We start from the raw sequence: 18,113 nt of genomic DNA, 5'->3' as shown, positions 1-18,113 counted from the left end.
GAAAATTTTAAATGTAACTGCTATTTTTATTGATGTACAAAACGCATCATTTCAATGTTACCTACAAATAATTTCAAGATTTTCCCTTTGTCAGTAATAGAATAGGTTTCTATTTTTTGAAGAATATCCATGTAAGTTGACTCTCCGTTTCCTGGACATGCCTTCATCGTCATTCCCATTTTGGCTTCTTTGAAATCAATTTTGTTTCCGTCTAAAATTAACCCTCCAAAATACTGATTACAACTGTTATTGCCCGCAAATTTATTATTAGCAACATCAAATACAATTGTCGGTTTTGCACTTGGATACAATGCATCAAATGCAATCTTTGGCCCTGTAATATATTCTAATTGCCATGTTCCTTCTAACGAAACTTTTGCTGAAGCTTCTTTTTTACAGGTACAGGAAATAAAATTCAAGCTTAAAAACAAAACCATTAAAGCTACACCTCTCATAATTAACAAATTAAAATTTAAAACTATTTACTGTAAATATAAAAAAATTAATCAGTAAAAATGAGTACACTCCCGAATTTGCTATTTTAAAAAGCTATATTTATTTTCGTAAAAAAGAAAGCAATATGACACTATTAGGAATAGGTTCTAGAATTGAACATCCCGAATTTGGGAAAGGAGTTATTACCAATGTTTCTTCAAAAGAATATTGGGTTACGTTTATAGAAAATGGCCTTGAAACGATTCCCTTAAATGATGAATTCAACATCATTGAGGCTGCTACAGATGAGGTAGATACCATCAGTTTCTCAGAAGTTGAACAAACTTTGAGAAATCTTCTCAAAAAATGGTCGGATGTGTCTGAAATTGTACCAATTGGAGACAAATGGAAAGGTGGAAAACTAATTTTAGAACCTGGACAAGCCGGTTTAGCCTCTAAAGAAATGCCAATTGATACTTTTTTTCATAAAATCGTTATGGTTAGAGATCGATTACGAGTTATGGAACAAAAAATTAACAGTAGTAAAATTGAAGAAATAGAAAAAATCGAATTACAACAATATATCACTAGAATATATGGCAGTCTGACTTCTTTCAATGTCCTGTTCAAATCTCAAACCAATCATTTTGTTGGTGAAAAATCAAAATAGTTTTTGAACAAAAACATTTTTATCCGTAATTTTATAAACTAACAAAATTCAAGTTATGAAAAAAATATTTTTATCTAGTGTAATCGTTATTGCAATTGCTATTGGTTGTAAATCTAAAGGAAATTCGGCCGACAGCAAAACTTTAAGTTTAACATTGGAACCAAAAAGCAATAGCACAGTTGCTGGTACAGCCACATTTACAGAAAAAAATGGTAAAGTAACATTTGTTGCAAAAATTACAGGCTTACAACCTGGAGTTCACGCTATACATATTCACGAAAAATCCGATTGTTCAGCAGCAGATGGTAGCTCAGCAGGAGGACACTGGAACCCTACTTTTAAAAAACACGGGAAATGGGGAGATGCAGAACACCATAAAGGCGACATTGGGAATTTTACAGCAGATGCAAATGGTAACGGAACCATTACATTTACTACTGACGAATGGAGCATTGGTGGTGAGGATGAAACTAAAAACATTTTAGGAAAAGGACTTATTGTACATCAAGGTGCCGATGATTTTGTAACGCAACCTACTGGTAATGCTGGAGGAAGAATTGCATGCACTGCAATTATCAAGTAACAAAACCCTACTTTGAAAGAAAAGGAACTTCATTATTTTAAAAACACATCAGCTTGGCGGGAATGGTTACACGATAATCATAATTCTTCTACTGGTGTGTTTTTAATTTTTTACAAAGTAAGCAGCCCATTTGAAAGTATGCGTTGGGAAGAAGCGGTACAAGTTGCCCTGTGTTATGGCTGGATAGATTCGACTGTAAAAAAAATAGACGAACACAGTAGAAAACAATTATTCACCCCTAGAAAAAGCAAAAGCGTTTGGAGTAAAATCAACAAAGATTATATTGAAAAACTCATAGCATCAAATTTAATGCATGAGAGCGGACTAGCCAAAATTGAAATTGCCAAGCAAAATGGATCTTGGGTCTCGTTGAACGACGTCGAAAACTTAACGATACCCGAAGATTTAACAATCGCTTTCGAACAAAATAAAATCGCTTTCGAAAACTTTCAAAACTTTAGTCCTTCCTATAAAAAAAGCTATCTATATTGGCTCAATCAAGCCAAAAGAACTGAAACTAGAAACACGCGAATTACTACAATAATTGATCTTTGTTTTCAAAATAAAAAAACTAGGGATTAATTTTCTTAAATTTAAGACGATAATTTTTTTGAAATAGTGCTTCAAAATGAATCAATTCTCATTTTTCAATATTTCAAAAAAAAAAAAAAAAAAACAATTCCACAAAACAATCAATAATAACAATTTTATCACCCTATAATTAGAGATTGATTGATAAAATACTATAGTTTTGTAGTATCAAAATAACACTATGATAAACCCCTCAGCAACAGGTTGGATTGAAAAATTTTTCACAAAACTAAAACTTTCAGAACAAATCGTTCCTGAAACTGAAGCTGAGTTTTATCAAAACCTAAGAGATACAGGCTTTATCTACGGTCATATCATTACAATAGAAGCTCCTTTTGAAATTCAAACCAAAAATTGGTTCAAAGAAGAAATTTCAAAAACGGCACTCCTTAATGCTTTGTACCGTGTTTTTTTACTCACAACAAAAGAAAACGATTCTTCAAATTTTATTGATAATGCCAATCATTTTTACAAACAAATGCATCCCGAAGGATTTAGCTTGTTTAAAAAAATTGTGCCTAAAAACTCATCCGCATTAACATTAGAAAAAATCATTGATGAGAGAGTCCAAACCAATGATAATGTAATTAATAAAAACTTTTCTCATCTAGTAACAAATGCTCTTTTATTTATTGACGTTTTGGCTTTTCGACAATTTTTGATACAGGGGCAAATTCCTGAAAAGTATTTCAAGAAAATAGAAGAAACTATTGTAAACATTGTGATTCTTGCTTTAAAAATAAAAAACAATAAATCGCAATACGATGATTTATTAATTAAATTGTTTGAAGCTTCATTGCGTTTTAGTAAATTTTCAAAAAAAGAAAATATCACATTAGAAACATTAGATTTAGAATATTTTACTGATGAATTAGAAAAAAAATATTTGGTTGATATGGCCGGAATGGCATTGTGGAGTGATGGTAAAATAGAAAATAATGAGTCTTATTTTTTACACACATTGGCTCAAACTTTATTGGTTACAGATGAATTTGTTGTGCTAAGTATCATTAACACCGATAGTTTTATCAACAAGCACAAAAAAGAAATTCCTTATTTTAATTATTCAAATCCTGTAAAACATTTTTACGATCAAACAACAAAGAGCGTTATCACATTAATATCGCGTAACAAAACAAGATTGGTTAAAGAAATCCTACAAAGCAAAGAGTTGATGTTGCTTTTAGCGCATTCTACTCACAGAGATTTGAATGAAAAAGAAAAGAAAAAAGTAAAAAAACAATTGCTGGATATTTGCAAAACAATTCCGTCACTAACTATTTTTTTACTTCCTGGTGGAAGTTTATTATTGCCACTCTTGATAAAATTTATTCCAAAACTTTTACCATCGGCATTCAATGAGAATTTAGATTTAGACGATGAATAAAAAAAACCGACATAAAGTCGGTTCTTTTTTTCTAAATGATATAGATAATTACTTTTTGATATTAAGTTGATACACTTCGTCTAAATCATTATTAGAGCTAAAATTCACTCCTAAATCAGTTACATATCCAGAATTCAATCCGTAAACCCAACCGTGAAGCGTTAAATCTTGACCATTTTTCCAAGCAGCTTGCACAATCGAAGTCTTGGCTAAATCAAAAACTTGTTCTTTAACATTGATTTCGACAAAAGCATTGAAACGCTCAGTTTCGTCAGTAATCGAATTTAGATACTTATCATGCAACCTATAAACATCTTTTATATGACGAATCCAGTTATCAATAATTCCAATTGAGTCATTACCCATAGCGGCTTTTACACCACCACAACCATAATGACCGCAAACAATGACATGTTTTACTTTCAAAACATTCACAGAATAGTCCAATACGCTAAGCATATTCATATCGGAATGAATTACCATATTGGCAATATTTCGATGTACAAAAACTTCCCCTGCCTTAGCTCCAATAATTTCATTAGCTGGAACACGACTATCAGAACAACCAATCCATAACAAAGGGGGTTGTTGTCCTTTGGCTAAATCGTTAAAAAAATCAGGATCTAATTTTAATTGATCTTCAACCCATTTCTTGTTATTATCTAATATTTTTTTATAAAAATCACTCATTGTATTTTTCTATATTTTAATTACTATTTTAAAGTTTTCCGTTGTATTCTTCTGTTGTAACCATTTCCCTTTTTACAAAATCATAATGATGCTTAATGCTTACATGGTTTTGAATTTCATGGCTATTCTCTAGGTTGTATTCTTTTTTGAATCCCTTAAGATCAACAACAATATTATCATCTATAGCTCTAGTTGTTTTGAATTCGTTTATTAAATCCAAAATATCATGGGCAATATACACTGTATCCTGAGCATCAATAACTACTTTGCTGTTTCTTGGAATTTTAGCCAAAGTCATTTTGATAGCTGCTTTATTTAAAAATGAAACTTCTTGAGCTAAATCTATATGAATTACATCTCCATCAACATATTCATTTTTTCTAAAACTATAAGCTCTTTTAAGATTTCCTCTTAATATAAACACTACACAAATTACAATACCTAAAACAACACCTTTAAGTAAATCTGTAAACACAACTCCTAAAAATGTAGCTATAAAAGGTAAAAATTGGTACTTCCCATAACTCCAAAAATGTTTGAATGTGGCTGGTTTAGCCAATTTGTAACCCACCAAAATCAAAACTGCTGCAAGAGTAGCCAATGGAATTTTATTCAAAATCAAAGGAATACTCAATGCACATACCAACAATAAAACACCGTGAATTATTGCCGATAATTTTGATTTTGCACCAGCAGCATTATTAGCAGAAGTTCTAACTACTACAGAAGTCATTGGCAACCCTCCAATTAAAGAACAAACAATATTTCCTATTCCTTGTGCTCTCAACTCAACATTTGTATTAGTAAAACGTTTATGAACGTCCATTCTATCAGCAGCTTCTATACATAATAGCGTTTCAATCGAAGCGACAATAGCGATAGTTAAACCAACAACCCAAACTTTAGGATTTAAAAATCCTGCTAAATCTGGCATTACAATAATTGATTTAAAATCTTCAAAAGAAGACGGAACTGGTAATGTTACTAAATGCTCCTTATCGATAGCTAATGAACTTCCTGAAGAAACAAAAAATTCATTCATCAAAATTCCAATAATTACAGCCACCAATGCACCTGGAATCAACTTTAATTTTTTTAATGCTGGAACTTTGTCCCACAAGATCAAAATTGTTATTGAAACTGCCGTAACCAAAATAGCTCCTAAATGCAAATGATTGAACACATCAAACAACGCAGAAAAAGTATTCTCTCCAGTTGACTGATTAAATGACTGATCTCCTTCAAAATCAGCATCATAACCAAAAGCATGTGGCAATTGTTTCATAATAATTATAACACCAATACCGGCTAACATTCCCTCGATTACATTTGTCGGAAAATAATTAGAAATACTACCAGCCTTTAGTAAACCTAAAGATAATTGTATAATACCCGCAATAAAAACAGCCGTCAGGAAGATATTAAATCCTCCCAGATCGGTAATTGCTGTTAAAACAATAGCTGTTAAACCAGCTGCTGGTCCCGAAACACTTATTTGTGATTGGCTCAAGTATCCTACTACAATACCCCCAACAATACCTGTTATAATTCCTGAAAAAAGAGGCGCACCAGATGCCATAGCTATTCCCAAACACAGTGGCAATGCTACTAAAAAAACTACCAAACCAGATGCAAAATCTGATTTAAAATGCGCAAAAAGATTTGTTTTATTTGACATAAAATTAAATTAATAGAATTGAAATAATTACACAACATCACGAGATGTTGTCTCAAGAAACACTAACTTTAAACTTAAGTAGTGTCATAAAATTTACTTATTTATTTCATCTAGCACTTCGATGTATAATGATACTTACAGCTAAATAATCGAAAAAAAACAATAGCTAAACTATCCACCACATCTATATTGCTTTAAAATCATTATTTTAAAACAATACAAATATCAAAATAGTAAAAACTAATACATTACAATTGTAATTTATCGTATTGTGCTTAATCCTAAATGATAGTGAAATAAGAAATTATAAAATATTGGGAGGCGGTATAAATATAGAGGCAGCAATTAAATCATGTTTCGAAAGATTCTCAAAAATAATAATTCCAGAATCTTTCCCAAAGTCTATGAATGATACTTCTAAAAAGGAATTACAAGTATAATATTTTATGTCATTTTTAATTTCTTCAAAAGATGAAGAAGGGGGATTACAATTTTCGCATATGTTTGTATTGCTCTTGTCTTTTTCCATGTACACCACAATTGTTGGAGCCACTAGAAACATGACAAAACACAATAAAACTATATTTGCAAAGACTTTCATACGAGCAAAAATATAAGATAGATTGTGAAGAAAAAAATTATTTCAACAAAATTATTTTATATTTAACACAAAAAATCAACCGTATCTTTCTCAAAACATCAGTTAATTTTTTGTGTAATTTGGTTTGAAATTTATAAACTTTCTTCAAGCCAAGCTTTCATCATCCAGATCGTTTTTTCTTGTTCTACAATAAAATCACTCATCATAGAATTTGTTCCCTCATCATTAATATCCGAAGCCTTACTTAATATTTGCCTTTCAATTTTTAACAATTCTGATAAAGAAGCCACTATTAGTTGAATACTTGCCTCATCATTCGAAATATTTTTCCCTATTGGTAATTGATTGTATTTTAAATAATCTTCAAAAGTATGTAATGGCCTTCCTCCTAGGGTAAGAACTCTTTCGGCAATCAAATCTATTTTTAATTGAGAATCATTATACAACTCTTCAAATTTTAAATGCAAATCAAAGAAACGTCTTCCTCTGATATTCCAATGCATTCCTCTCAAACTTTGATAATAAATCTGATAATTAGCTAATAAAACATTCAATTCAACAATAATAACTTCTGACTCTTCTACAGGTAATCCTAAAACATTTACTTTCATATCTATTTTTATTTTTATTTCACTCAAAATTACAGAAAACGCCTCAAAAGAGCTATAAATTAAATTGATTGTTTTTATATTTACATCAAAATTTACTATTTTATGACAATCACACAACTTAAATATGTTTTGGCTGTAGCCGAACACAAAAACTTCACGCTTGCGGCCGAAAAATGCTTTGTTACACAACCTACATTGAGTATGCAAATACAAAAAATTGAAGAAGAACTTAATATTCAGATTTTTGACCGAACCAAAAAGCCAATCCAACTTACAGATATTGGACTAAAAATTGTTACCCAAGCCAAAAATATTGTTAATGAAGCCGATAGAATTCAGGATATTGTAGAGCAACAAAAAGGATTTATTGGTGGTGAATTTAGACTGGGTATTATCCCAACTATTATGCCTACTTTATTACCTATGTTTTTAAACAATTTCATCAAGAAATATCCGAAAGTAAAATTAATTATTGAAGAACTTAATACTGATGAAATTCTTGTTAAACTAAAAAATGGTAATCTTGATGCAGCAATCGCCGCAACACCACTAGAAGATGAGAAAATTAAAGAAATTGTCCTTTACTTCGAACCATTTGTAGCATACGTTCCTGAAAACAACACTATTTTTCAAAAGAAAGAAATAGAAATTGACGACTTGAATATTAATGAAATTTTACTACTCCAGGACGGTCATTGTTTTAGAGATGGTATATTGAATTTGTGTAAAAATCGAAATGCAGACGGAATAAAACCTTTTCAGATTGAAAGTGGTAGTTTTGAAACCTTAATAAAATTAGCAGATGAAGGATTAGGAACAACTCTTCTACCCTATTTACATACCTTGGATTTAAAAGAAACTGACAAATTAAAACTAAGACAATTTAAAGAACCAAAACCTGCACGTGAAGTCAGTTTGATTTATCCTAAAAGTGAATTAAAAATTCAAATTATTGATGCTTTAAGAAGTACTATTTCTGGAGTTGTAAAAGGCGCAATAGTTTTTCAAAATGTACAAATTATAAGTCCTCTTCAAAAAAAATAGCATAAAAAAAAGGAACCTGATTAGTTCCTTTTTTTTCTTTCACCTAATCTCGAAATGACTTCTAATAGCTTAGTTACACAAAACTAACATAATCGTAATCTAAAATCAGGTTGCTTTTTATCTCCTCTCAATTATAATTCATGAATAAAAGCTTTCTCTTACGTGATACTTACTATTCTGATTTAAAAAAGTAAAAGGTTTAAAAAAATTGAATTAGTAAACAGTGGCAAAAGTATTGAAATAATTCATTTTTTCAAACAAAAAACATCCATTAAATACATAATAAATCGATAAACAGCATATTTAACAAATATTCTGTAAGTTTTTTATCTGATTCAACAAAAAACAGCAAAAAAAAATTAAAGTAAAAAAAAAAAAGAGGAATCAATTAAATGATTCCTCTTTTATTATGAATTAACAATTACTAGACATTGTTTCAGTTCTGGTTTCTCGATAGTGAAGTCAAACAACCATTTTCTCAATTCATCCATTTCAAAAGGCAGTAGAGTTTTAACTGCTTTTTCTAATTCTTTACAAAATAATACTGGGTCAAAACTAACTCTTTCTAACACAGACTTTGTATAATCAAACATTATTTTAGACATAATAAATTAAGATTTTGGGGTTATATCTTGATTTTAACATTGAAGTAAAAATACATTTTTTTTTAAATACAAAAATTAATTTTAACACATTTAAATGAAAATTATAACGTTTTCGTAAACAACCCCAACAAAGAAAGCCTCTTATAAAAAATTTATTTTCTTGCCCTAAACATCTCTCTCTTACCTGGAGGGCCAGCCAACTTTTCGACCGTAAAACCAACTTCGACCATATTCCTTTTAATCACACCTCTTGCGGCATAAGTAACCAAAAACGAATTGGGTTTCAACGCTTTATACATTTTCTCAAAAACAGATACACTCCACAATTCGGGTTGAACTCTATATCCAAAAGCATCAAAATAAATCAAATCAAATTGTGCTACATCATCAATTTCTTCAAAAAACTGTTTCCTTTTAGTTAAAGCAAAATGATTAGAAATATCATTTTTTACATCCCAGGCAACAGCATGCATCTTTTTGAAAACTTCAATAGAATCAGCAACCTTTAATTCTTCTACATAATTCATCGAATCCAATTCTTGTTGTGAAATTGGATATGCTTCGACACCTACATAATCGATAATTTGATTGAAATGTTGAGCTTCCAGAAAAGTGATAAAAGCATTCAAGCCTGTACCAAAACCAATCTCTAAAATTGAAACTTTTTGATTGGGTAATAGTGCTAAACCATTTTTTACAAAAACATGTTTAGCTTCCTGAATAGCACCATGTTTAGAATGATAACATTCATCCCAATCTTTTATATGAATAGTGGTTGAACCATCAGAAGTTTGTATAATTTCTCTTTCCAAAATATTAATTTATTGACAAAACCGCTTTCTTGTTAACGATATTGCTTTCAAAAATAAATAAAAGAATTTCTTATCGCTATTTAAAATCAGTATTTTTTATATAATCCACAGAATTTAACATCATTTTACAATTAAAATTATACAATAATTAAATCACATTTAAACACTATTTTTAATGATATTTTGACAACTTTTTATCTGATTTTTATTTAATTTTGCAAACAGTAATAATAGATATACGAAAATCATATTTTACATTCACTCAAGTTAAACAACTCTTTTTTTTAAAATAACAAAACATTATTATGAGTACTACTCAAACAAACAAAATAGAGACTATAAAAGCTGTAACTTCAAAAATAAATGAAGTTGATTTTAATAATTTAACTTTTGGATCCGTTTTTACAGATCATTTTTTAGAATGTGATTTTGTCAATGGAGAATGGCAACAACCAGTCATTAAACCATACGCCCCTTTATTACTTGACCCTTCGTCAAGAGTATTTCATTATGGTCAAGCAATTTTTGAAGGCATGAAAGCTTACAAAGATGATAATAATGATGTTTGGCTTTTTAGACCAGAAGAAAACTATAAGCGTTTTAATGCTTCGGCTGTCAGAATGGCTATGCCAGAAGTTCCTGAATTTATTTTTATAGAAGGATTAAAGCAATTATTAAAACTTGATCAGGCTTGGGTAAAAAATGAAAATGGTAGTTCAATGTACATCAGACCATTTATGATTGCTACAGGGACTGGTGTTATAGCTAATCCATCCGAAGATTACAAATTCATGATTCTACTATCTCCTGCAAGAGCATATTATTCGGGAGATGTAAAAGTAATAATAGCCGAACATTATAGTAGAGCTGCAAATGGAGGTATTGGTGCCGCAAAAGCAGCTGGTAACTACGCTGGACAATTTTACCCAACATCATTAGCCAACAAAGATGGATTTCAACAGGTAATCTGGACAGATGATGCAACTCATACCAAACTTGAGGAAGCAGGAACAATGAATGTATTCTTTAGAATAAATGACACATTATTGACTGCGCCTGTAAGTGAACGAATTTTGGATGGTATTACTAGAAAAAGTTTAATTGATATGGCTAAAAAAGAAGGAATTAATGTAGAGGTTCGTCCTGTTTTGGTTTCTGAATTGGTGGAAGCTTCTCAAAAAGGAAGTTTGAAAGAAATTTTCGGAGCAGGTACAGCAGCTGTAGTAAGTCCTATTTCAGGGTATTCATACAAAGATGTGTATTATGAAATTCCAAAAACAGAAAACTCATTTGCATCATTGCTAAAGGAAAAACTAACAAGTTTGCAAAACAAAAAATTAGAAGACACTTTTGGCTGGACAGTTAAAGTGTAGGTTTATTTAAAAATTTCAATTTATTTAAGGTTTAAAGTTGTTGTTAATAACAACTTTAAACCTTTTTCTTTTATAAAATTTAAACTACACTAATATTTTAGAAAAATCAGGCTTAAAATAATTTGGCCCTTTCATAACTTTACCATCTTCTCTATAAATTGGGTTGCCATCTTCGCCTAATTTACTCATATTACTACGTTGAATTTCATCAAAAACTTCTTCAATTTTATGTTGTAAACCATGCTCAATAATAGTCCCACAAAGTATGTACATCATATCGCCTAAGGCATCGGCAATCTCAACTAAATCATTGTTTTTGACTGCTTCAAAATATTCTTCATTTTCTTCTTTCATCAAATTATAACGAAGTTCCTTTTTACTTTCTCCCAAGTCTGCTATTGGAGTTTCGCTATGTCCTATTCTAAATGCTGTATGAAATTCCTTAACAGCGTTGAGTTGTTTTTGCATGATAAATGATTATTGATTTGAATTGGAAATTTAACAACAATTTCTAAACTATTCCCTAAATTTGCCAAAAAAAATATACCAACATGTTTAGTCAAGGTCAATTAGTATTCGCATTGTGTTTTTTTATAGCATTTGTTATCATAATGATATATGCTTATCGAAAAGACACAAATCTTCATAAAGCTTTTTACAAAGGAAATTATAAAATATTAATTGGCTTTTTAATATTTATCGGGCTACTTTTTGTTATCAAATTCTATGTTAAACATTAAAAAACTAGTTGATCTTCAAATCGCTAGATTCTTTTTTTTTGTATCATTATTTCAGGACGGAACATTTTAAACAAAAAAAAGGGTTAAAATTGCTACAAACAACCTTAACCCTTTTAAACTAAAAAAATATCATTAATTTTCTAGAGGCAAGAAATTATATTTTTTAGAATACTCTAACATTTGTTCTGCAAATGACTTAGGTTGTTGCACATCAATTGCGATTATTTCGCCTTTAGCATTCAATTTCGGAACCAAGACAGGATTTACGAATCCACTATAAGGAGCATCCGGAAATTGTTTGTTTCTTTCCAAAACTTCTGCATGTAATTTTTGATCTACTTTTACACCATAGTTTTCAACTAATGCTTTTCCAGCTTCAAAATCTCCCTCTGATTTAATACGTTGTACTTCTTTCAAAAGTTGACCAAATAAAGTATGCAATTTATCGTAATCTGTGATATTGAAATACGTTTTTCCATCACGAGTAATCTTTTCAATCACATTATCCTGTTTACCTTTTTCAAAAACCCAAGCACTTACCCATTGGCGGTTTCTCATATGTGCCTCTTCAATATTTGCCCCCAATTCCAAACGAATTAATTGCATCATTAATCCGTTTCTGATGTAACTATCATAACATTGCATTCCTAATTCTTTCCAATTATCAACCAAACCAATTTCCTGAATCTTTGGGCTGTACAAATAATACAATCCAACCAAATCAGCTCTACCCTCTTCTAGAGTTGAAGCATAATTTTTCAAGGTCTCTTTTGGTGTACCAACACCTGGATTTATTTGGCCAGAAGCATGCCCTACCACTTCGTGCAATGAAGTGTGTAACTTACTACCCAACTCTCCATACTTGATAGCCAATTTTATTTCTTCTGGGTCATTAGCAAATTCTTGCAAACGTCCTTTCCCTCCTGCCTTATTGTAAGAATCTATAATATTACTTAGCGAAACCGATTTTGACCCATGTGCAGCACGAATCCAATCGGCATTAGGTAAATTTACACCTATTGGAGTACTTGGTGAAGCATCACCAGATTCACCAGCAACAATCACTGTTTTATACGAAACCCCTACTACATTTTTCTTTTTATGTTCTGGAGCTAAAGGAGAATTATCCTCAAACCATTGTGCGTTTTTTGAAACAACCTCCATTTTTTTAGACATATCAAAATCCTTAATCTGAACAATGGCTTCATAAGAACCTCTATATCCCAGTGGATCATTATACACTTCGATAAAACTATTTATGTAATCAATATTACCTTCGGTAGCATCTAACCAAGCAATATTATAATCATCCCAAGTTTTTAAATTTCCTGTTTTATAATATTGAATCAACAGTCCAATAGCATCAGCTTGTTTTTTGTTTTCGGCTACTTTTTGAGCTTTTTCTAACCAAAAAATTATTTTATCAATTGCAGATCCATACATTCCACCACTTTTCCAAGTTTTTTCTTCTAATTGACCATTTGCATTCCGAACTAGTTTTGAATTTAAACCAAAAGAATACGGTTTCTTTGTATCAGGGCTTGTTTTTTGAGCATAAAAAGCTTCCACCTCTTTTTGAGTAATCCCTTTTTCGTAGAAGTTAATTGCAGATCCTTCTAACAAACCTTTAGACTCATCAAGATTTACTTTTTTAGCATCAACATCATTAAATAATATCGATACAATTTCAGAAGCCAAATTCGTTTTGGTTTCGTTTAATAACGTTTTAAAATAAGAAATTGAAAAATCTGGTTTAATTTTTTCAGATGAATAATGATGGTGAATACCGTTAGAAAACCATACTCTTTTCAAATAAATCTCGAAATTTTTCCAATCTACAGTATTTTTATCTCCTTTATAATTTTGATAAATATGCTCTAATGCCTTTCGGATTTTTAAATTATGAACATAATTCTGATCCCACATGATGTCACGACCAGAAGTGCCTGCCTGAGTCAAGTAATACACTAATTCTTTCTCTTTTAAGGTAAGATCATCCCAACCTGTAATTTGATATCGCAAAACTTTAATATCCGAAAATTGTTCTACAAAAAAATCAAAAGACTCATTGCTAACTGTTTTACCTAATTCCTTTTTTTCATTTTGAGCATTACCTTCTAGTGAAAAAGTACAAAAAACAAAAAGACCTAATGTCTTTATTAACTTCATTTTCATATCTTCTTTAAAATTATTAAACAAATAAATACCTAACAAATATACGTATTCTTTAAATATATTATAAAAACAAAGCTGCCAATAATTACTTATTTGCATTTTTAACAAAGCTTCAAAAAACAATACTCAAAATAAAACATAATAATACTTACAAATTTTATTCAAACATTTTTACATATTTATAATATACTAGTGAGTATAATTAATTAAATTTCTAACTTTACAACAGAAAAAATCATTGACCCCATTATGAGAATTATTAAATATCTTTTTCTTTTATTTCTATTGAGCCTTGTGGCACTTACCATTTACATAGCAACTCAAAAAGGAAATTTCACTATAGAAAGCAGTAAAGTAATTAATTCTCCGAAAGCAACTGTTTTTAACTACGTCAATGATTATAAAAATTGGCCAAAATTCAGTTCTTGGATCTTATCTGACAGTTCTTTAAACACTTCTTTCTCTCCATCAAGTATCGGAGCTGGAAGTACATTTACATGGGAAGGTGTTAATGACAAAGGATCAATAAAAACTTTGCGAACCGTAGCAAATGACAGTATTATTCAAAAAATGGAATTCAAAGATACCTCTTCGGATGTTTATTTGAGTTTCAAGGATACTATTGGCGGCACTAAAGTCACTTGGAAATCTGAAGGAAAAATGGATTTCGTTTTAAAAGTTATCTCATTTTTTAATTTGGGCACCAAAAACACTTTGATTAAAAACTATGACAAGTCCTTGGTTAATCTCGACAAAACACTTGATTATGAAAACACTACATTTTCAATCATTATAAATGGAATTGTAAAAAAAACAGAAACTTATTACTTAAGACAATCCTTTACAAGCAAGATTTCGGATATCACCAAGAATGCTAATGCCGTTTTCCCTAAAATCATATCCTTTTGCAAAACCAATAATATTGCACAAAACGGAAGACCATTCATTATTTATCAAACATATGATACAATTAAGGACTTAACTAGAGTGTCATTTTGTATCCCAATTAAGGAACAAATCTTTACTAGTGCTGGAAGCGATATCTTATCAGGGAAACTAGTTTCATTTGAAGCATTAAAAACAAGTTTAAAAGGAAACACTTCTTATCGAAATAAAGCTTTGGCCGAAACCACTAAATACACTAGTGCGAATCATATTCAAACTGGCAGTACGTTTTCGCATTTGGAAATATTTACAATTGGTAAAAATGAAACTCATAGCCCATCAAAATGGTTAACAGAAATCTATTTCCCTATCAAACCAAAAGTTATTATCCCAAAGGTTTATAAAAAAGTAGTAAAAGATACTGTAGCTCCAGCTCCGAGCCCCAAACCTAACGAAAGTGAATTTGACTTTTAATTTATTTAAAATTCAAATTAAACCTTTTCTTTTTATTTGTATCAAATCCTTAAACAAAGCAAATTGCAAGACGAAAAGGAATTCATTTTTAGTTTATTGAATCCAGAAACGCAAAATCAAGCGTTTCAAAAACTTGTGCAAGATTATCAGAAACCCTTATATATACATGTTCGTAACATTGTTTTAAGCCATGATGATGCTGATGATGTTTTACAGAATACATTTATAAAAGTGTTTCAAAATTTAAAAAACTTTAAAGGAGAAAGTAAATTATTTACTTGGATATATCGCATTGCAACAAATGAAGCCTTAACTTTTTTGAGTCAAAAAGCAAAAAAAAGCGGAATTTCATCAACAGAATTACAAAACAAAACCATAGACAATTTAAAAGCTGATGTTTATTTTGAAGGAGATGAAATTCAAATTAAATTACAAAAAGCTATTGCACAATTACCCGAAAAACAACAATTAGTCTTTAAAATGAAATATTTTGAAGAATTAAAATACGAAGAGATTTCAGAGATATTAGGTACAACTGTAGGAGCTTTAAAAGCATCTTACCACCATGCGGTAAAAAAAATTGAGACTTTTATAACCTCCAATTAAACCTTTTATAAACAACAGAGTCAAAGATTTACAATTTAAAAAACAATTTTTAATACAAAGAAAGCCAACCACTTTTTTTTTATTAAAAGAACAAAACAAAAACAATGAAACCTTTTAAATTAGATGATACCACAAAAATAGAATCTGGATTTAAAATCCCTGAGAATTATTTTGAAAATTTCCAAGCAACATTGATTGAAAAAACATCAAAACCGCAAGCTCCAACAGAAATAAAAATAGTATCCCTTTTTAGAAAAAGAAAAAAAGTATTAATGGCCATTGCAGCAGTTTTTACAATTGCATTAATGATTCCGATAACCTACAGATCAATCACAAAAAACAATGAGCTTGATACTACAAGTATAGAAAACTATTTATCTGCCGAAGGCCAATTAAATCAGTATGAATTATACGGTGAAATTGAACCTGAAAAAGGAATACAAATTTTGGAAATAAAAGAAATAGAAACTCAAACATTAGAAGATATGCTCGTTTCAAATCCAAATATTGAAAACCTAGTCATAGAAAATCAAAAATAAATTAAAATTCAACAGTCATGATATTAAAAAAACTATTCCCTTTTCTTTTCTTGTTTATAGGCTTTAATTTTTATGCCCAAAACGAAAAGTCAAAAGATAAAAAAGAGCAAATTAGAGCTATGAAAGTTGCTTTTTTAACTACCGAATTAAATCTTAGTTCGAATGAAGCTGAAAAATTTTGGCCGATTTACAATGCCTATGACGACAAACAATTCGAGTTGAGGCACATAAAGATGAAAAGTTATTTTAAGAAAATGAAAGGCGAAAATTTCGATAAACTAACTGAAAAAGATGCCACTGTATTATTAAAACAAATTCAAGATAACGAAGAAGAACAATTCGAATTAAGGCAAAAATTCATTAAAAACCTTCAAGAAATTCTGCCTGATCTTAAAATTATCAAATTAAAAAAAGCCGAAGAAGATTTTAACCGAAAACTCCTTCAACAATATAAAGAGAAAGGTTCCAAATAAAAATTTGGTATTAATTCAATGATCCCGTTTTGTAAGCACTATAAAACGGGATTATTATTTTAGTTAAACCTAACACGAATCACTTTATTTTTGCCTGCAGCAATTGCTGTTTTCTCATCAACAAAACGAATGGTGTACAAAGTAGAATCTAAACTAAATATTTTCCAAGTTTTACCCTTGTCTGCAGAATAATTTAGCCCTGAAGCACCTACAACAACAATTCCATTTCCATTACTTTTAGGAATATACTGAACACATGAAGCAAATCCGAAACCTTCATTTTCTGACACAGGTTTCCAACTTTTCCCGCCGCTATCGGTTATTGCTTTGTTGCCGTTTTTTTGATTTTGAATTTCATAATCACCACCAGCAATAAAACCATTTTTAGCATCATAAAAATCTGCTGTAAAAATTCCAGTCATTTGTTTTCCTTGAACAATTGAAGTATCATAAACATCCCATGTGTTTCCTTTGTTTGCAGAATAAAAAACTCGTGCATTTTTTCCTCCTGAAACAATCCAAGTATTATTTCCTTTTATAACAATATTTGAGTTACTTGCTGCAAAATGTGCTTCACCATCAAAAACATTAGGCAAGCTATTTTCAGGCAATTTATACCAGGTGAATCCGCCATCAATGGTTTTCAAGACACAAAGTCTATCAACCAATGGATCGCCAACTGCAATCCCTTCCTTATCATTCCAGAATTGCATACTATCGTAAAAGACCTTTTTGTTTACTTCTTTATAAACACGTTTTTTGGTTTTCCCATCTTTACTAATTTGATACAAAATTGCTGGATTGCCAACAGACAATACATAAACAAAATCTTTTGTTTTAGCTATGCTTCTAAATTCAAGTTTGAGCGTATCTTCTACAATTACATCCTCAAACTTTTTATTTCTCTTTAAATCAAAAAAACCAAATCTATTTTTATCAGCTGCATACCAAACCTTATCATCATCAACTACAATTGCTCTAATACTGATTTTATCTTGAAAAAGAGTGTCGATTTGAACAGAATTAAACTCAATAAATTCACTTTTTTTACTGTTTAAATTTTGAGCACTCAAAAAAACCAATCCATTAAACATCAATAGCATACAAAACAATTTATTCATAATTACTCTATACATTAATT

The 18,113-nt window shown here is 30.2% G+C and carries 21 protein-coding genes; 11 read left to right on the top strand and 10 right to left on the bottom strand.

Annotation, left to right across the window (positions count from 1 at the left end):
* Positions 1-26: 26 nt before the first annotated feature.
* The gene (locus tag ABEB18_RS12430; protein WP_348799629.1) at positions 27-455 is read right to left on the bottom strand and encodes an META domain-containing protein; all 429 of its coding nucleotides are present in this window, start codon (positions 453-455) and stop codon (positions 27-29) included.
* 125 nt (positions 456-580) lie between these two features.
* Between ABEB18_RS12430 and ABEB18_RS12425 the strand changes: the two genes are divergently transcribed.
* The 4 genes from ABEB18_RS12425 (at position 581) to ABEB18_RS12410 (ending at position 3,666) form a co-directional block, all read left to right on the top strand.
* Entirely contained in the window at positions 581-1,105 is a 525-nt protein-coding gene (locus ABEB18_RS12425; protein WP_348799628.1) for a DUF8685 domain-containing protein, read from the top strand.
* Between the two features lie 55 nt (positions 1,106-1,160).
* On the top strand, positions 1,161-1,688 hold the full coding sequence (locus tag ABEB18_RS12420; protein ID WP_348799627.1) for a superoxide dismutase family protein: 528 nt from the start codon (positions 1,161-1,163) through the stop codon (positions 1,686-1,688).
* Positions 1,689-1,700: 12 nt separating this feature from the next.
* A complete protein-coding gene (locus tag ABEB18_RS12415; protein ID WP_348799626.1) occupies positions 1,701-2,270 on the top strand; it encodes a YdeI/OmpD-associated family protein in 570 nt (189 codons plus the stop codon).
* 190 nt (positions 2,271-2,460) lie between these two features.
* On the top strand, positions 2,461-3,666 hold the full coding sequence (locus tag ABEB18_RS12410; protein WP_348799625.1) for an LETM1-related biofilm-associated protein: 1,206 nt from the start codon (positions 2,461-2,463) through the stop codon (positions 3,664-3,666).
* Positions 3,667-3,714: 48 nt separating this feature from the next.
* Here the strand turns inward: ABEB18_RS12410 and can are convergent, their stop codons facing one another.
* The 4 genes from can to ABEB18_RS12390 all read right to left on the bottom strand — a co-directional run bounded on the left by can (position 3,715) and on the right by ABEB18_RS12390 (position 7,246).
* The gene (gene can, locus ABEB18_RS12405; RefSeq protein WP_348799624.1) at positions 3,715-4,356 is read right to left on the bottom strand and encodes a carbonate dehydratase; all 642 of its coding nucleotides are present in this window, start codon (positions 4,354-4,356) and stop codon (positions 3,715-3,717) included.
* Positions 4,357-4,384: 28 nt separating this feature from the next.
* Positions 4,385-6,034 (bottom strand): SulP family inorganic anion transporter, encoded by a 1,650-nt coding sequence (locus ABEB18_RS12400; RefSeq protein ID WP_348799623.1) that lies wholly within the window; start codon positions 6,032-6,034, stop codon positions 4,385-4,387.
* Positions 6,035-6,338: 304 nt separating this feature from the next.
* A complete protein-coding gene (locus ABEB18_RS12395; protein ID WP_348799622.1) occupies positions 6,339-6,635 on the bottom strand; it encodes a hypothetical protein in 297 nt (98 codons plus the stop codon).
* A 131-nt stretch (positions 6,636-6,766) separates the two neighbouring features.
* The gene (locus ABEB18_RS12390; RefSeq protein WP_348799621.1) at positions 6,767-7,246 is read right to left on the bottom strand and encodes a Dps family protein; all 480 of its coding nucleotides are present in this window, start codon (positions 7,244-7,246) and stop codon (positions 6,767-6,769) included.
* A 102-nt stretch (positions 7,247-7,348) separates the two neighbouring features.
* Between ABEB18_RS12390 and ABEB18_RS12385 the strand changes: the two genes are divergently transcribed.
* Positions 7,349-8,290, top strand: coding sequence for a LysR substrate-binding domain-containing protein (locus ABEB18_RS12385; protein ID WP_348799620.1), 942 nt, complete (start codon positions 7,349-7,351; stop codon positions 8,288-8,290).
* Positions 8,291-8,697: 407 nt separating this feature from the next.
* Here the strand turns inward: ABEB18_RS12385 and ABEB18_RS12380 are convergent, their stop codons facing one another.
* Positions 8,698-8,895 carry a hypothetical protein gene (locus tag ABEB18_RS12380; protein WP_348799619.1) on the bottom strand — a complete coding sequence of 66 codons (198 nt, stop codon included), beginning with the start codon at positions 8,893-8,895 and terminating at the stop codon, positions 8,698-8,700.
* Between the two features lie 152 nt (positions 8,896-9,047).
* Complete coding sequence (gene mnmC2 / locus ABEB18_RS12375) at positions 9,048-9,707, bottom strand: tRNA (5-methylaminomethyl-2-thiouridine)(34)-methyltransferase MnmC2 (RefSeq protein ID WP_348799618.1); 660 nt, start codon at positions 9,705-9,707, stop codon at positions 9,048-9,050.
* 305 nt (positions 9,708-10,012) lie between these two features.
* On the opposite strand from mnmC2, the gene ABEB18_RS12370 reads away from it, so the two are divergent.
* Entirely contained in the window at positions 10,013-11,080 is a 1,068-nt protein-coding gene (locus tag ABEB18_RS12370) for a branched-chain amino acid aminotransferase (RefSeq protein ID WP_348799617.1), read from the top strand.
* A gap of 84 nt (positions 11,081-11,164) precedes the next feature.
* Here the strand turns inward: ABEB18_RS12370 and ABEB18_RS12365 are convergent, their stop codons facing one another.
* A complete protein-coding gene (locus ABEB18_RS12365) occupies positions 11,165-11,548 on the bottom strand; it encodes a pyrophosphohydrolase domain-containing protein (RefSeq protein ID WP_348799616.1) in 384 nt (127 codons plus the stop codon).
* Positions 11,549-11,631: 83 nt separating this feature from the next.
* Between ABEB18_RS12365 and ABEB18_RS12360 the strand changes: the two genes are divergently transcribed.
* Positions 11,632-11,820, top strand: coding sequence for a hypothetical protein (locus ABEB18_RS12360; RefSeq protein WP_348799615.1), 189 nt, complete (start codon positions 11,632-11,634; stop codon positions 11,818-11,820).
* Positions 11,821-11,952: 132 nt separating this feature from the next.
* Here ABEB18_RS12360 and ABEB18_RS12355 read toward each other — a convergent pair whose 3' ends face one another.
* On the bottom strand, positions 11,953-13,989 hold the full coding sequence (locus tag ABEB18_RS12355) for a dipeptidyl-peptidase 3 family protein (RefSeq protein WP_348799614.1): 2,037 nt from the start codon (positions 13,987-13,989) through the stop codon (positions 11,953-11,955).
* A gap of 255 nt (positions 13,990-14,244) precedes the next feature.
* Here ABEB18_RS12355 and ABEB18_RS12350 point away from each other — a divergent pair, with 255 nt between their 5' ends.
* The 4 genes from ABEB18_RS12350 (at position 14,245) to ABEB18_RS12335 (ending at position 16,972) form a co-directional block, all read left to right on the top strand.
* Positions 14,245-15,354, top strand: coding sequence for an SRPBCC family protein (locus ABEB18_RS12350; protein ID WP_348799613.1), 1,110 nt, complete (start codon positions 14,245-14,247; stop codon positions 15,352-15,354).
* 63 nt (positions 15,355-15,417) lie between these two features.
* Positions 15,418-15,960, top strand: coding sequence for an RNA polymerase sigma factor (locus tag ABEB18_RS12345; protein ID WP_348799612.1), 543 nt, complete (start codon positions 15,418-15,420; stop codon positions 15,958-15,960).
* A gap of 104 nt (positions 15,961-16,064) precedes the next feature.
* Positions 16,065-16,499, top strand: coding sequence for a hypothetical protein (locus tag ABEB18_RS12340; protein ID WP_348799611.1), 435 nt, complete (start codon positions 16,065-16,067; stop codon positions 16,497-16,499).
* A 17-nt stretch (positions 16,500-16,516) separates the two neighbouring features.
* Positions 16,517-16,972 (top strand): sensor of ECF-type sigma factor, encoded by a 456-nt coding sequence (locus ABEB18_RS12335; RefSeq protein WP_348799610.1) that lies wholly within the window; start codon positions 16,517-16,519, stop codon positions 16,970-16,972.
* A 59-nt stretch (positions 16,973-17,031) separates the two neighbouring features.
* Here the strand turns inward: ABEB18_RS12335 and ABEB18_RS12330 are convergent, their stop codons facing one another.
* Positions 17,032-18,093, bottom strand: a complete 1,062-nt coding sequence (locus ABEB18_RS12330) for a WD40/YVTN/BNR-like repeat-containing protein (RefSeq protein ID WP_348799609.1) — start codon at positions 18,091-18,093, stop codon at positions 17,032-17,034.
* Positions 18,094-18,113 lie beyond the last annotated feature (20 nt).

This window comes from Flavobacterium adhaerens, assembly GCF_040045115.1.
Taxonomy (GTDB): Bacteria; Bacteroidota; Bacteroidia; order Flavobacteriales; family Flavobacteriaceae; genus Flavobacterium; species Flavobacterium adhaerens.
This window is presented reverse-complemented; position numbering and strand designations above follow the sequence as displayed.